Origin of the sequence: Sphingobacterium sp. UBA1498, from assembly GCF_002325125.1 — a bacterium.
GTDB lineage: Bacteria > Bacteroidota > Bacteroidia > Sphingobacteriales > Sphingobacteriaceae > Sphingobacterium.
This window is the reverse complement of sequence record NZ_DCRG01000023.1, coordinates 179931-195428: the sequence shown is the minus strand read 5'-3', so window position 1 is coordinate 195428 and position 15498 is coordinate 179931. Positions and strand designations below refer to the sequence as shown.

The window sequence follows — 15498 nt, the reverse complement described above, 5'->3', positions numbered from 1 at the left end:
TGATATGCATGAGTTTGCATTTAGTAATAATTATGTCCAATCGATTTATAACATCTTTTAAGTCCCGCAAATGGCGATGGCTTTATATCTCTTTAGCTGCTATTTTGGTTTTGGCGTTTGCAGTTGGCGCGTATGCTTATCAAAAAAGAGATGTGATGCTCATGGGGGTAATCAACAAAGCAAAAGCGAAGTTGCTTGAAAAATATGATTTGGATTTGAAGATCCAATACTATGCTTTCCGTGGAATTAATGCTGTACAGTTTAAGAATATCCAATTATTGCCTAAAAATAGAGACCAATTGGCTCAAATTAATGATCTGACAGTATCGGTAAAATTATGGCCCTTATTATTCGGGGATGTGAAGTTGGGACAGGTTATTTTAGATCACGGTACGGTTTCTCTTATAAAAAAGGATTCAATTAGTAACTACGATTTTCTGTTTAAAAAGCAGAAGAAAGACACAATAGAAAATGATAATCCGAAACAGAATCTGGCAGCTTTGGCAGATCGATTGTTGAAAAATGTGTTTTTTAAAATTCCCAATGATCTCGATCTGAAGAGCCTTGAACTTTCTTATCGTGATGACAGCACTTCACAACGTGTTGTTATTCCTTCTGCTGTGATCGATGGCGGTGATATGGAAACTAAATTTTTGTTAAACGATCATGAGGCCGCCTGGAATCTAACGGGAACAATTGATTCGGATAATCAAGAATGTGACCTCCGTCTTTTTTCTGATAAGAAGGGCGTAAATCTTCCCCTATTGCAACGCAAATTTGGTCTTGCTGTAAGTTTTGATGAAATATCCTTCCGATTGGACAAAGCACACAGAAGAAATAAGGAATTGCTGGAACTGCATGGGCAATGGGGATTTAAAAATTTAAAAGTAAATCATAGGCGTATTTCTAGTAAAGATGTGATCTTTCCTGAGGCCCAAATGCAGGGGGCTCTGAATATCGGAGCGTCTTCTCTCGAAGTAAGCAAAGAAAGTACGGTAAAGGTCAAAGATTTTGTGTTTTCTCCCTACGTTAAATATATTCACAAACCCGAGAAAGAGCTCTTTTTGGCTATTCATACGGATAAGATAGAAGCGCAACACTTTTTTGATGCTATACCAGTTGGATTGTTTCCAGGTCTGGAAGGAATTCAGGTGGAGGGGCACATTCAATATGACCTGAATTTTGCTCTTGAATTTAAGAAGCCTGAAAATCTCCTTTTCTCTTCTAAAATGGACGATAAGGATTTAAAGGTCGTGAAATGGGGAGAGGCTAATATTGCAATGTTAAACACTCCTTTCACGTATACCGCTTATGAAGATGGCAAGCCGATGCGGGAGATCGTTGTGGGCCCACAGAATCGCAATTTTACGCCTATCGATCAAATCTCCCGTTATATGCAAATTAGCTTGATCAATACCGAGGACCCATTTTTCTTTAAGCACAAGGGCTTCGAAGAGAAGGCTTTTAAATTGTCCATTGTTACAAACATCAAGGAAAAAGGATTTAAGCGTGGAGCCAGCACAATATCGATGCAGCTGGTGAAAAATGTTTTTCTAAATCGCAATAAGACGGTTGTACGGAAGCTGGAGGAAATTCTGTTGGTATGGCTGATGGAGCGCTCTCAGCAAGTGAGCAAAAAACGCATGTACGAGGTTTATCTCAATGTGATCGAATGGGGAAATAATGTCTATGGCATTACCGAAGCTGCACGCTATTATTTTGGAAAAACTCCAGCACAATTAGGCCTTGGAGAGAGTATATTTTTGTCAAGTATTGTTCCACGACCTAAAAAAGGGTTGAACTTTTTTGACTGGACAGGTCACTTAAAAGGGAATATGTTGCGGTATTTTAATACTTACGGTCATATTATGACGAAAACCGGACAGATTAGCGTGGATTCAACAACCTCAAATTATGGGTTTTATGAGGTTGTTCTGCAACCACACCTGCGTGCAGCAAGACCGGCTGTGGTGGATTCTGTCGATATATTCGATATGGGTGAAGATCCGTTGTTGTTCGATCGTCTTGATAGCAGCCTTCCTGGCGACAATCTCGAAAGTGTATCTGTTCCAAAGAAATTAAACAAAATGGATCTCACGGAAAAGAAGGACGAGGAAACCGGTGAGCAGGATAAGCCAAAGCGATCGTTATTTGACAAGATATTGGGGCGTAAAAAAGAGGAAAAAGATCAGGATGCACAAAAGTAGTGTGTGTCATGAAAGAATAATAATAGCATGAGAAACATAGAAATTGACGGATTGTTATTTGAGCCTCTCATTGAAGAGGAGCAGATTCAGAAGCGTGTTCGCCTGATGGGTATCGATATAAGTCTGCGTTATGAGCATAAACAGCCTATTTTTATAGGCGTATTGAATGGATGTTTTATGTTTATGGCAGACTTGCTCAAGCAAATTGAAGTTCCGTGCGAGATGTCATTTATTAAATTGGCATCGTACATCGGAACAGGCCAATCTGAGTTAAATGAGCTTTTAGGGCTTGGTATTGATCTGGAAGGGCGTGATGTGATTATCGTGGAAGATATTGTCGACTCTGGGCATTCACTCAAACATACGTTGGATGCGGTAAAAAAATTAAATCCAGCGAGTGTCATTGCCTGTGCGCTTTTGGTGAAACCTGACGCGCTGCAGTATCATTTCGAGGAATTGAATTATGTTGGGTTTGAAATAAGTAAAGAATTTGTGGTCGGGTATGGCATGGACTTTAACGGGCTAGGCCGGAATCTGCCCGATATCTATAAAAACATACCTGGTTAGAAAAAACGGGATGTTCTAAGAGTTTGAAACAAAGATGTTTTCTTTGATTTTTAGTGCACTGCGCTATTTCACATTGCAGTGCACTGGTGTTTTTTTGTGTTTATGATACTGCATCTGCAGGATATTTAAAAGAGCAAATTTCAACATGATCATTTACCATTCCAACGGCCTGCATGTAGGCATAGCAGATGGTAGATCCAAAAAACTTAAAACCTTTTTTCTTCATATCTTTGGCGATTTTATCAGAAATATCAGTAGTAGCTGGTACGTGTTGTAAACTGGACCAATGGTTTACGATGGGCTGCTCTTCGGGTAAGAAGCTGTATAAATAGTTGTAAAAGCTGCCATGTTCGGCCTGGACTTTTTTGAAAAGCCTCGCATTTGTGATGGTTGACTCAATTTTATTGCGATGTTTTATGATCCCAGAGTCGGCGAGTAACTGTGCTACATTTTCATTATTGTAGTTTGCTACCTGATCGACATCAAAGTTAGCAAAAGCTTCTTGGTATGCCGTTCTTCGACGTAGGATAGTAATCCAGCTTAATCCCGCTTGTGCTGATTCTAATAATAAAAACTCGAATAAGGTTTTATCATCTTTGACTTGTCGGCCCCATTCGTTATCGTGATAGGCAACATATTGTTCGTCAGATCCGCACCATTGGCAGCGTGTGATTTCTTTGTGCATGTTCTATGAAGATTTTTTGAATGCAATATAACTTTTTATCCTAACTTTACGACCACAATTAAAGAGTTTCGATTATAGACGGTTCTTGAATATTTCATTGCCGTTAAAAGACAATTCATTTTAATGAACGCAGCTATTTTCAAATATCATATTCTATTTGTACTATTTCTTTTATTCGCAATAACGAAATTGAATGCGCAGGGGCGTACTTATCGAAACGTTGTTCAAGACGGTAGCACAATTGGGATTGATAGTACACATGTTGTAAAGGATTCGCTTTTAACGCCTAATGAGGAAGTTTTGGCATCCTTGAATCCAGCGTTACAGGATCAATATCGAATTGTAACATTGGAAAGGGAGGGGTTAATGGTTCATAATATTTATAGCTTCGATGTGCAGCAATATTTTCAAGGAGAATTGCGAACTAGCAAGTTGGATAGACAATATGGGACACTTAAAGTTCACCGGGAAAATTGGATTCTTTTCACAGTTCTTGCATTAATTTTTGGTGTTGGGATGATTCGGATATTTTTCCCTTCTGATATCAAATTGGTTTTTCAGGGGTATTGGGATGATCGGGTGTTGCTATCGGTGAGCAAAGAGGACACCATCTTGACGTCATGGCCTTTTATTTTTCTATTTATATTATTTTCAGGAGCATTGGGCTTATTTGTGAGTCTATTCTATGCCTATGAGTTAGATAGATTTGATTTTATCACGTTCTCCAATTATATGAAAACGGTGGGCATGGTTGGCGGCTTATTTGCGTTAAAAATCGGATTTATTCGATTCCTCTCCTTTGTGTTTGAAATTAGGAAGTTGGTAAAGGAATATGTGACAGTGCTGTATCTGATTTATTTCAATACACTTTTTTTAATGCTTCCTGTACTATTAATATTGAGTCTTGTCCCCTTAACATCGGTAGGTGTTGTACTGCACTTGGCCATTGTTGGAGCGGCATTACTTTTTTGTTATCGATTTCTTAAGACAGCGGCTCATATTATGTCGATGTATAAATTTTCAATTTCCTATTTAATTTTGTACCTTTGTTGCCTAGAAATAGCACCAATATTAATACTATTAAGATTATTGAGCTAAAAGTGGTTATATGCAAACTTCAGACGTAGAAAGAGCAAAGAAGGTAAAAAGTGTACTGGTAACTTTACCGAAACCTGAAAACGATAAGTCCCCTTATTATGATTTAGCAAAGAAATACGGGTTAAAATTAGATTTTCGAGGTTTTATACACGTAGAGGGAGTTCCTGCCAAAGATGTGCGTAGGGATAAAGTGAATTTGGCAGATTATTCTGCCGTAATATTTACAAGTAGAAATGCTGTAGATCATTATTTTAGAGTTTGCGAAGAGATGCGATTTGAAGTGTCTGCAGAGATGAAGTATTTCTGCATTTCGGAGACCATTGCGCTTTATCTTCAAAAGTATATTCAATATAGGAAACGAAAGATTTTCTTTGGTAAACAGACCGCGAAAGACCTTGAAGACGTGTTGAAAAAACACAAAAGTGAGAATTTCCTATTTCCATGTTCGGATGTAGCGAATGAGGAGACCAGGAACTGGTTACAGCAAAACGGCTATAAGTTTACACCAGCTGTGCTTTTTAGAACTGTTGTAAGCGATTTGACTGACCTAAAGGATGTTTTTTACGATGTTATCGTGTTCTTTAGTCCTTCCAGTGTACAGTCTTTATATGATAACTTCCCAGATTTTAAACAGAATAATACAAGGATTGCAGCATTCGGCGCTTCTACTCAACAGGCACTTTTGGATCATGGATTGATTTTAGATATTCCTGCTCCAACGCCAAAAGCTCCTAGTATGACTATGGCTGTTGAAGAATACATCAAAAAGGTAAATAAATAATAGCCTAGCAAAAGGTAAATATGGAAAAGGGTTCTTAAGACCCTTTTTTTTGTTATCTGTAGAGAGCTTGGCAAGCTAAGGGCTGTTGGGGCATAAGATCGGTAAACAGAAGCTTCCTTATGTTGGTCTATTGAGCTATGGACTGATGTTTAGCTGGATCGGAGGTGTTAAAATATAATAAAATGACGAAGGTCATTGAGATTTTAAGTATATTTCTATTAAATTGCTTAATATAATTCATTCTATGTAAAATAACGCATAGGTGGTATTTTTGAAATTTGGTAGAAATATTTTTTTATGTTTGTAATTAAGCAAAATTAATCAGTCGTGAAGTTAAAGCAAGTTGATAAAATTTCGGGCATTCGATCAGAGGACTTCCTAAAAAATTATCTGAAACCAGGTTTTCCTGTCATTATATCAGATTTTATAAGTGCAGAAAGTCCAGCGTGGAAGAAATGGAGTTATGATTACTTTAAAGAAATTGCAGGAGATATAAAAATAGATGTCTACGGAAAAGAGGAGGAATCGATGGACCGTGCTGCGAGCGCTCCTGTTGGCCATATGACATTTGCAGAATATTTGGACCTGATTACAAAAGAACCTACGGAGTTACGATTGTTTTTGTTCAATCTGCTTAAAATTCGTCCTGAACTGAAGCATGACGTTATTTATAACGATGTCACAGGTGGCAAGGTATTGCAATGGTTGCCATTTATGTTCTTTGGTGGTGAAGGTTCGAGTACCCGTAATCATTTCGATATTGATATGTCACATGTGTTTATCTCTCAATTTCAGGGGTTAAAGCGTATTTGGCTTTTCCCAAATGATCAATCTGATTTGATGTACAAATTGCCATACAATTTTCATAGTATTGCTAATCCAAAATACAGTAATGTAGAGGAATATCCTGGGATTAAGTATTTGGATGGCTACGAGGCAGTTATTCACCCTGGAGAGACTTTGTATATGCCCGCAGGATGGTGGCATTATATTCAATATGAAACTGAAGGGTATTCAATTTCCGTTAGGGCTTTAGCAAATTCAATCAGCGAGAAATTGAAGGGTGCGCGCAACTTGTTTATCACAAGACATTTTGATAATACGATGCGAAAGATCTTCAAAGGGCATTGGTTCAACTATAAAATCAATACAGCGAAACGTCGCGCTAATAATGCAATAAAAAGAAAAGTACGTTAATATAGAAAGGGGACACCAAATGTCTCCTTTCTATATTAACGTATTGATTACAAAAGATTAGTTTGACCTCTCCTGTCAAACCGTATTTCCTTTTATTCTTCTGCTTCGGCCCATTTGCTTGCTTCTCGATAAAATAAGGTATAGGGATCGCTTGGATAAACTATTGTGTCCGGATTATGCCGAAATGGAACATCCGGATTAAAGATTTCTTGTAGGATATCGCGTAAGAATCTGATAAAATTCTCTTTTTGGAATGCGAGAAATTCGTCGGTCAATATTCCCTCTTTACCACTGAATAAGGTTCCCTCTTCCCGCATTTTCCGCGCAACGTAGAGATGAGGTTCAAGGTGTTTTCTCCCTGTTTTCTGTTCAAATACATAGGCATAAAATAGCGTCTGCACCATGGCTTTATTTTCGGTATTGGGAGCAAATACTTGATCGATTTCTTTGAATAGAATCGAATCTCCGCCCGTTTTGTAATCGACAATTCTACTGATAATACGGTCGTCGTGTGTTACTACCTCGTCTACACGGTCAATAATACCGTATAGTGAGACTTGATGTTGCTCTCCATTGATTTGAAGTGGGAATGGTAAGATATAATCGGTGTCGTTTTCAAGTTCAATAATCCGAAATGACTTATAGTTATTGATGTCATATTCGAGATACATTTTGACATACTCGGAGGCAATTTTCAGCATGATCCGCTGCAAGCTATTTAAGTCCTTTTCTTCTTTTAATTCAATCTGATATTGAATGCCTATTTCTCGGGTCACATATGCTTCGATACGGTCTATCTGCCCGCGTAGCATATGTGTTGATGTAAACTCCTGTTTCCCTTTGAAGGGTAAAAATATATCCTCCATGACATTATGGATGACTGTTCCGAGCTTATTCATTTCAAATTCCTGAGAGAGTGAAGGTGGCTCTTTAATGTTGGCAATATGTTTTAGGAAAAACTGTAATGGAGATTGGAGGTATGTCGTCAGTGCGGTCGCCGATATCTTTTTCTGGTTAACGATAAAGTCCTCGTACATTTTTTTCCATATTTCGCCATGCTTTTGGATAACGATCTCTTGCGCTTTATCTGCAAATTGGATGGGCTGTTGTTGAACTTTTCGGTCAAACTGAAATTTGCTTTCAAATTCTAGCTGTTTGATAAACCGGCTTTCTTCACCAGTGGAGCTTTCGTCAACTAAACCATTGTAGAAAATATGTATTCCCTCACTGTATTGAAAATGACGATAAAACAAATAGGCCGATAGGGCATTCTGATTTTCCAATATAGGAAGACCGTACGCGCTCCTCAGACTATTGGGTATAAAGGTCGGTGAATTGGATGTTTTGGGTAGAATGCCCTCATTAGCCCCCAAGATATAGATGTTGTCAAAATTTAAACAGCGGCTTTCCAAGAGCCCCATGATTTGTATGCCTTCGAGTGGGTCCCCTTCTATGGCAGAATTTATTGGAGCAATGGCTTTTTTTATCAAACCGATCTGGAAGCTGATACTTAACGGGGCAACAGTTTCAAAGCCTAGTAAAAGCTGGTTCAGGATTTTTTTTGTTTCGATTAGGAGATTGTTGTCAATTTGGCGGATGCGCTCTTGAGATGAGATACTATGTAACAAATCATCGACGAGCAGGATGAGCGCTGGTACCAAATGAGCTGAATTTTCGATAGGTACAAAAAATTGTGGTAAGGAGCTTTTGAAATGAAGCTCTTCCAATGTGATCTCGAAGAGTTGTTTGTCGGCAATCTCTTTCTGAATCTGAAGTTTATCTGCCAAGGAAACCATACTCAGGGGATGATTTATGAAGGTCTCTATGATTTGATAGGGAAGTTTCCGTCTTTTAAACTGTGATATCTCCAAATGTACCTCCATCCATAGATCCAGTATGCCATAAATAGGAGACTGCGTCAAGGGGTAGCCCGTAGTGATATTAGGTTTTACATCTGGTAAACTTTGCAGTAAAGGGACAAGTAAATTTTCATCTGCTAGAAGAATAGCGGACGTCTGCTCCATATTCTTGTGCTGTTCGAGGATATCATGCAGTAATTTTGTTTGGCTGATCTTCCCGGTGCTAGCATATAGATTTACGGTTGAAGTTCTATTGCCAATAATATTCGGGCTATCGCCGAGGGCATTGACCAAGCCTGTTTGGAAAATATTTCGACGAATAAATAGCCCGGCCTCCTGCATGGTGTCTTCCAGATAATAGGCATCGGCATCAAAGTAAAATAGGGCGCGGCCTTCCTCTTGCCATTGCCTGAATAATTTTGCTTCGACTTTGTTTAATGCATTGAAACCGACAAAAAGGATATGTTGGTAGGAGGATGCAAATTGCTGATGCGTAGCTTTGCCTTCAGCTAGATCGCGGTAAATGGTTGGATAGTTGGTTTGTCCTTCTGCTTTAAGCTTTTCTTTAAATCGATTATACAACACAGGTAGTCTTTTCCAAAGTTGTAGAAAGCGCTCCTGTACGCCACTATGTCCAGCAATGGAAAAAGACTGCCAAAATTGACGTATAAATCCTTGCTGTTCTTGGGTTAGATGTTGAAAAGCAATGTCGATTTTGGTGTTGTCATAAAGTTCTAGATAGATCTGCTCAATAGGAGCAAGATCATAATCGAGCTGGCCGAAGTCACTCAGTATTATTTCGGCAATTGGGTAAAACTCTTCCAACGTTTCTGGTTGTTTTCCTTCAATCACCAATAACTCATTATGGATATTAAAAAGGTGGAAAAATTGTGCCAAAGGACTGGCTTCGGTATCATCGGTCGAACGTCTAAAAAATTCCTGAATCGTAAAAAACTGAGGAGACCAGATCGCCTGTCCATATACTTCAGAAAGATATTTTTTGAGATAGGTAATCGGGCGTTTATTATTAAAGACGATGGCAATCTCACTCAGATCGTTTCCAAAACGTTTTTGAATATCTGTTGCTACTAATTTTAGAAAGGCTGTCTGCATCGTGCTATTATTTTACTTCAATTAATTGATTTGATTTTGCATAATAGAGAAAGGCCCTAACATTGTTGTAGCCTAGATTCTCTAGATTTTTTTTGTAGTTATCGACTTGATACTGATGTCCGATATAATCTGTCTGCGTAAACTTGAAATCGAGTACGATTGTTTCCTCTTTGGAAGTGAAGACCTTATCCGGCCGAATGGTTTCGCCCTTGGCGGTAATGATACTGGCCTCATTCCAGATCGTATAGTTTCCGGTAAGCCATTTATTAATGATGGGATGCTTCCAGATTTGATTGATCTCCTGCATGAGGAAGGGCTGCTCCTCCTTGGAAAGGATACCTTCCTGGATCAGTTGGCCAACCAGTTTATGGATGTCTTCTTCGTTTGAAATCTGAGCCATAATATCATGTGCCAATATGCCATACTGTGCCGCTTTTTCCAACATCATAATATCATTGATACTTCGCGTACTCGCTTTTTCTAAAGCCATTTCCAGTTCTTTGGAAATGGGATAATGGCTTAACGAAATAATACGGTCATTTCGAAACTTCGCTTTTCTTTTTTGGATTATCTGATCAATATATAAGACTTTATTTTCGAGTTTAAACGGGGATTCTGGAGTCTCTAAGACTTGGAAGAGCACATCGCTGATGTATTCGTCTTTCTTATCATAGCCTGTAATCTCTCCTGTCTTTTTGTCGACGGATTCTTTAAAGCACGGAGCAGTAATATAAAGGTGTTCAACGGCGCGGGTTGTTGCCACATAGAACGTATTAAGGGCGTCCATGTAGTTGAATAGCATCTCTTCAAAATATTGTTTGAAAAATATAGATTTGCCGACGGTAGATGTGTATTTGATTGGAATTTTTCCCAATTGGGCAAATGGAGTTTCGGATGTTTCAATCCAAAAATCGCCGTTGATCATGCCGTCGAGATCCCATGAACAAAATGGAATCATGACCACGTCATAAGCCAGCCCTTTTGATTTGTGTATCGTCGTTACCTCAATCGCATTGATTTCTCCATTGGAAGGGAGTACAGCCCGGTTGCCATCTTCTTCCCAGAACTCTAAGAATTGTATAATGCCACGTTCGCCATTCGTGGAAAACGTTGAGATCATATCTTTGAATGCGAGGAGGTAAGGAAGGTGAATATTGTCCGTGGTTGTGAAACCGTAGATTTCGATAAGCTTTTCAATCAAGTGGACCAATGGCTGTTTCTGTGCCATTTCCCAAGAGTCAATTAAGGCTTGAGGTAGAAAATCTTTAAGCTCATGGATGTCATTTGTGGCAAATTTTAACCATGCATTCTGATCAACGGTCGTATTATTCTGTATATGCTGATAGAGATAGACGATCTTTGCTTTATGAATGGTATGTTTCTCCGAATTATAGACTAATGCTTTCAGCGTTTCGATCAGTAGTAAAACGGCATCATTGCTGGCTAGCGACAGCGCATCTCCTGATATGACTTCAAACGTGAGCTGTTGCTGTTTTTTGAAATCCATAAGTTTCTGGATAACCAACTTGGCTTGTGAATTACTACGCACTAAAATACCGATCTGTTGGGGTTGATAGCGTTCGTCGAGTAGCCATTCGCTTATTTTTTGGCATAAATTTACAAGTGATTCTTCGATAACCTGATTTCGTCTGTAGCGTCCATCAGTAACGGGAATGTAGGAGATCTCAATGGAACCTAATTGGTCTAGTTTTCCTTTTTTATGTTCAGGCACCTCCTGTTGGCTGTTTTCATACGCTTTGACAAGCATGCTATCATTGCCTGAGGAAGCCCACCACTGTTTGCCTTCTTCATCCAGGCTTTCGGATACTTTTTCATTTAATACCTGTTGCAAATGTTTTGGAATACTGCTAAACAGGTAATTGTTTAAATGAATAATATTTGGAAGACTTCTAAAATTGGTGTCGAGGCTTCCGTTTTCGATAAAGGTTGTTTTGCTATCGTCGTCCAAGTGAAAGGCATGGACAATTTGTTGTTCTACCTGTTGGAGTAAAATTCGCCAATCGCCATTCCGCCAGCGATAGATGCTTTGTTTAACATCTCCTACAATCAGGTGTTCGCTGACAGTACCTTTGGCATCTGCCAATGCATTGATCAGTAGCGGACTATAGTTTTTCCATTGAATGCGCGAAGTATCCTGAAATTCGTCAAACAAAAAGTAGTTAAAGCGATTGCCGATTTTCTCCCAGATAAATGTTGGGTCGCTATTTTCATCAAGTCCGAGTTTGTTTAACAGAATCTGAGAATCGGAAATTAACTGGGCACCATTGTCGCGTCGCCACTGTGTCAGTAAATCGCTCATTTCTTTGAGTAAACGCAGGTAATAGAGGTTATTCTGTACCGCTTGATAGGCAATGTAAGCAGATAGGTTGTCGTGTAACTTTTGGAAGGACGCCAAGATAGGGCTGAACGCAGCCATAAGATCATGACGTATATTTTTGTCACTATCCGTAAAAGCATCTTCATTATCGATTAACAGAAGGTATTTTTCTATTATCTTGGCAATTTCAGAAGCGCTGAGTTTTTCCGTCTTTTTGCTGGTTTTGCTAGCTGAGATTATCTTATTGCGCGATTTACCCTTCAGGTCACTTTCAGTGAGGTTGAATTTTTTGAATGTCTCACTAAACGCTTCAATTGTCATGGATAGCGCTTCGGTAAATGCGCTTATCTTCTGTTCAATCTCCTGATTAAGGAGATTAAAAACCTCCTTGGGATTTGCTGAGTTGATATAACTATCAAATTCCTGGAAATTTTCAGAAAAAATAAGGCTCGCCAAACTCATTAATTGCTGACGGTAGTTCCAATTTTCATTTTTTGCTATCTTCTTTTCAGCATAAGTTATAATCCAATCGAGTAGATCGGGGCGCTCATCCAGTAATTGATTGAGCATAACTGTCAGCTCATTTTTCACTTTATTGACATTCATTTCAATCTTGTAAGCCGCATCAAGATTAAGTTCATATGTAAACGCGCGGATGACCTTTTGGGAGAAACCATCAATTGTACTTATCGTAAAATGACTATAATCATGTAAGATACGGCGATAAACACGGTGAGCTTTCTCCTGCACAAGATGTGAAGTCCAACCTGGCTGTTGTGCCAGTAATAACTTTCTGAAATCTTCAATTTTAGGGCTAGGATGGCCTGTTGCCAGGCCATGGAGTACCGATAGGATACGTTCCTTCATTTCGGCAGTTGCCTTATTGGTGAATGTCACCGCCAAAATTTCCTTGTAGCTATTCTCGTTGGATAGGAGAAGGGTGAGATAATGTAAAGTCAAGCTAAAGGTTTTCCCCGAACCGGCTGAAGCTTTTAATATTTTTAATGGCGCAACGGATTTCATAGAATGAAGGTAGAAAGTAAAAAGTGAATTGGCAAAAATGGGGAAGATTATTTTAATTGAGAAAACAGCCTTAATTTGATTCTAATTTATTAACCAAATTATTGTTTTATGATATATACTGGTGTCGTAATATGAGTAGGTGTTGCCTTCGGGCGAAGCCAACAGCTGTACACATTACTTTAGGTGTTGACGGCAGAGCTGGTGCAATGAGATATGTTCTAAAAGGGGTGTTCAAGGTGTTAAGGATGTCATTTTCAGCGAAGTTTATAAAATTATGTTTATGAATAGAAAAAAATAACTATCTTTGCATCCCCTCTAGTATGAAGCTCGGGGGATATGTTGAATACATAAAATAAATTAAAAAATGGCAACTAAAATCAGATTGCAAAGACACGGTAAAAAAGGACGTCCTTTTTACCACGTAGTCGTAGCGGATTCTCGCGCTCCACGTGACGGTAAATTCATTGAACGTATTGGTTCTTACAACCCAAACACTAATCCAGCAACGATCGTTTTGGATTTTGAAAAAGCTTTGGACTGGATGAACAAAGGTGCTCAACCGACTGACACAGCTCGCGCTATCCTTTCTTACAAAGGTGTTCTTTACAAAAAACACTTGCAAGGTGGTGTGAAAAAAGGTGCTTTTGATGAAGCTGCTGCTGAAGCTAAATTTGCAGCCTGGACTGAAGCTAATGATGCAAGAATCTCTGGTAAAAAAGATGGTTTAGCACAATCTAAAGCTGATGCTAGAAATGCTGCTTTAGCTGCTGAAGCTAAGAAAAAAGAAGAAAAAGCTGCTGCTGTAGCTGCTAAAAATGCTCCTGTAGCGGAAGAAACTCCTGCTGAAGAGACTGAAGCTCCTGCATCAGAAGAAACTGAAGGTTAATTCTTTCATAAAGTATTCGAGAAAGCCGACTCAACCTTGAGCCGGCTTTTTTTGAAACAGCCTATAGGCTATAGTTTGCCATTATCATGTCTTACATCTAATTGCTAAATACGAAAATATGACTATTGATCAAAGCTTTTACATCGGTTATATCAGCAAAACAAGAGGGCTTAAAGGAGAGGTACAGCTGTTTTTTGAGTTCGAAGAATACGAGAGTTTGGATATGGATGTCGTCTTCGTGGAAGTGAACAAAAAGCTTGTTCCTTATTTTGTTGACGCCATCAAATTTCAAAAGAACAGTACCGCTTATGTGACATTCGAGGATGTGGATCATATTGATAAGGCTCAAATACTTGTACGTAAAAAGCTATATCTTTCCAATGATAAAATGCCGGAGCGTGATCCAGATGATTTTAGATATACGGATTTAATCGGTTTTTTAGTAATTGATGAAAACCATGGTGAACTGGGGAGAATAACAGATGTTCAGGAGTTTCCACAACAATTTGTTGCTACCGTAGATATGGATGGCAAGGAGCTGATGTTCCCACTTTCGGACGATTTGATCTTAGGTATTGATGGCGAAGAGGAGATTATTGAAGTTGAATTGCCAGAAGGCTTAGTGGATCTGTATAAAGAATAAGTATATCCTTAGGCTTATATAAATGAATAGCCTTTCATAGACTATCGCAGTAATTTATTATATTGGCATATATTATTTTGCCATAATTATTAATTGATTTTGAAATCGTTATTACTCCTGCTATTCCTATTTTCACTGTCTTCTTGTGCTTTCTTTGGAAAGAAAAAGGAGTTTCCTGAAGGTAATTATCAGATGATATTGGGCTATTCGAATGAGCAATATCATAAACTTAAGAGAGAATCTCCCCAGAATGTGGAGGCAAATACCTATGGGAATGATCCTACTTTATATCGGTCCTTTCTCTCACTCCATAATAAAGACCGCTTTGTCTTGGCGCTAGACGATATATTACTCTTCGGAAAGTATAGATTCAATGGTGACAGATTAGAGTTGACCGACGAGAAAAAAGGTAGCATCGCATTGGATATTGTTAAGGTAAAAAAAGATTTTATTCAGCTAAGAGGTGATTTTTCACAGTTTAACTCAGCGCGTGTACCTACTACCGAAAGACTTTATCTTAACTTTGCCTTAGATAAAACCCCTATACGCGAGACGCCAAGCAAATTTGACAGTCAAGTGAATTTGTGGCGGAATGCTCCCGTAAGAGCAGAAAGTGAAAAGGAGGTCAAGGCGAGGGCATTGAATTTTGTTGATTATTCCATCGCTTACTTTCAACATATATCAAGTTCTGGTACGCATCACGATTATCGAATGGATGGTGTTGAATCGCCAATTATTTATGCTGAGAACGGTATTGTGCTCAAGGCGTGGACAGATGTGCCGGAATCTTGGAAAGAGTTGTTTTACAATGAACAAGATGCATTGATCGCCTATCGCTATTTATTTGATGGCTTTAAATATGGATCGAAAGAGGAATACCACGTAACAGGACTTTTATTAATAACATTTTATCTCAAAAATCTACGGAATTCCCTGGCAGCGCATCTTTAGCCAATGATTCTCGATCCTTACTTTCGCCTGTTTTTTTTAACATTTTTTGGTGGTGCATACATTTCTTTTGTTGCGTGTAAGCAGAGCCCAAAGGTCTTATTGCCCTATTTGCGGTGCCATTTTAGTCTTTTCGAAAAAATATTTTTGTCT

Annotated in this window: 11 protein-coding genes; 8 read left to right on the top strand and 3 right to left on the bottom strand. The window is 38.7% G+C overall.

Translation table 11 applies throughout. From position 1 onward, the window contains the following. The first annotated feature begins 32 nt into the window (after nucleotides 1-32). Both B3139_RS14015 and hpt read left to right on the top strand, forming a co-directional pair. On the top strand, nucleotides 33-2207 hold the full coding sequence (locus B3139_RS14015; protein WP_293884107.1) for a transglycosylase domain-containing protein: 2175 nt from the start codon (nucleotides 33-35) through the stop codon (nucleotides 2205-2207). Between the two features lie 27 nt (nucleotides 2208-2234). Further along, nucleotides 2235-2774 carry a hypoxanthine phosphoribosyltransferase gene (gene hpt, locus B3139_RS14010; RefSeq protein ID WP_293884105.1) on the top strand — a complete coding sequence of 180 codons (540 nt, stop codon included), beginning with the start codon at nucleotides 2235-2237 and terminating at the stop codon, nucleotides 2772-2774. Nucleotides 2775-2874: 100 nt separating this feature from the next. Here hpt and B3139_RS14005 read toward each other — a convergent pair whose 3' ends face one another. Further along, nucleotides 2875-3459: a DNA-3-methyladenine glycosylase I gene (locus tag B3139_RS14005; RefSeq protein WP_293884103.1), complete on the bottom strand. Its 585-nt coding sequence runs from the start codon at nucleotides 3457-3459 to the stop codon at nucleotides 2875-2877. A 123-nt stretch (nucleotides 3460-3582) separates the two neighbouring features. Here B3139_RS14005 and B3139_RS14000 point away from each other — a divergent pair, with 123 nt between their 5' ends. The 3 genes from B3139_RS14000 (at nucleotide 3583) to B3139_RS13990 (ending at nucleotide 6535) form a co-directional block, all read left to right on the top strand. Beyond that, entirely contained in the window at nucleotides 3583-4557 is a 975-nt protein-coding gene (locus tag B3139_RS14000) for a DUF4271 domain-containing protein (protein ID WP_293884101.1), read from the top strand. A 10-nt stretch (nucleotides 4558-4567) separates the two neighbouring features. Then, on the top strand, nucleotides 4568-5338 hold the full coding sequence (locus tag B3139_RS13995) for a uroporphyrinogen-III synthase (RefSeq protein WP_209578542.1): 771 nt from the start codon (nucleotides 4568-4570) through the stop codon (nucleotides 5336-5338). Nucleotides 5339-5665: 327 nt separating this feature from the next. Continuing rightward, complete coding sequence (locus tag B3139_RS13990; RefSeq protein WP_293884099.1) at nucleotides 5666-6535, top strand: cupin-like domain-containing protein; 870 nt, start codon at nucleotides 5666-5668, stop codon at nucleotides 6533-6535. A 92-nt stretch (nucleotides 6536-6627) separates the two neighbouring features. Here the strand turns inward: B3139_RS13990 and B3139_RS13985 are convergent, their stop codons facing one another. Next, a complete protein-coding gene (locus tag B3139_RS13985; protein ID WP_293884097.1) occupies nucleotides 6628-9507 on the bottom strand; it encodes a PD-(D/E)XK nuclease family protein in 2880 nt (959 codons plus the stop codon). A gap of 7 nt (nucleotides 9508-9514) precedes the next feature. Further along, entirely contained in the window at nucleotides 9515-12868 is a 3354-nt protein-coding gene (locus tag B3139_RS13980; protein WP_293884095.1) for a UvrD-helicase domain-containing protein, read from the bottom strand. A 364-nt stretch (nucleotides 12869-13232) separates the two neighbouring features. Here B3139_RS13980 and B3139_RS13975 point away from each other — a divergent pair, with 364 nt between their 5' ends. From B3139_RS13975 to B3139_RS13965, 3 genes are all read left to right on the top strand, one after another. Then, nucleotides 13233-13754: a 30S ribosomal protein S16 gene (locus B3139_RS13975; RefSeq protein WP_293884093.1), complete on the top strand. Its 522-nt coding sequence runs from the start codon at nucleotides 13233-13235 to the stop codon at nucleotides 13752-13754. Between the two features lie 118 nt (nucleotides 13755-13872). Continuing rightward, nucleotides 13873-14397: a ribosome maturation factor RimM gene (gene rimM, locus B3139_RS13970; protein WP_293884091.1), complete on the top strand. Its 525-nt coding sequence runs from the start codon at nucleotides 13873-13875 to the stop codon at nucleotides 14395-14397. Between the two features lie 99 nt (nucleotides 14398-14496). Then, nucleotides 14497-15348, top strand: a complete 852-nt coding sequence (locus B3139_RS13965) for a hypothetical protein (protein ID WP_293884089.1) — start codon at nucleotides 14497-14499, stop codon at nucleotides 15346-15348. Nucleotides 15349-15498 lie beyond the last annotated feature (150 nt).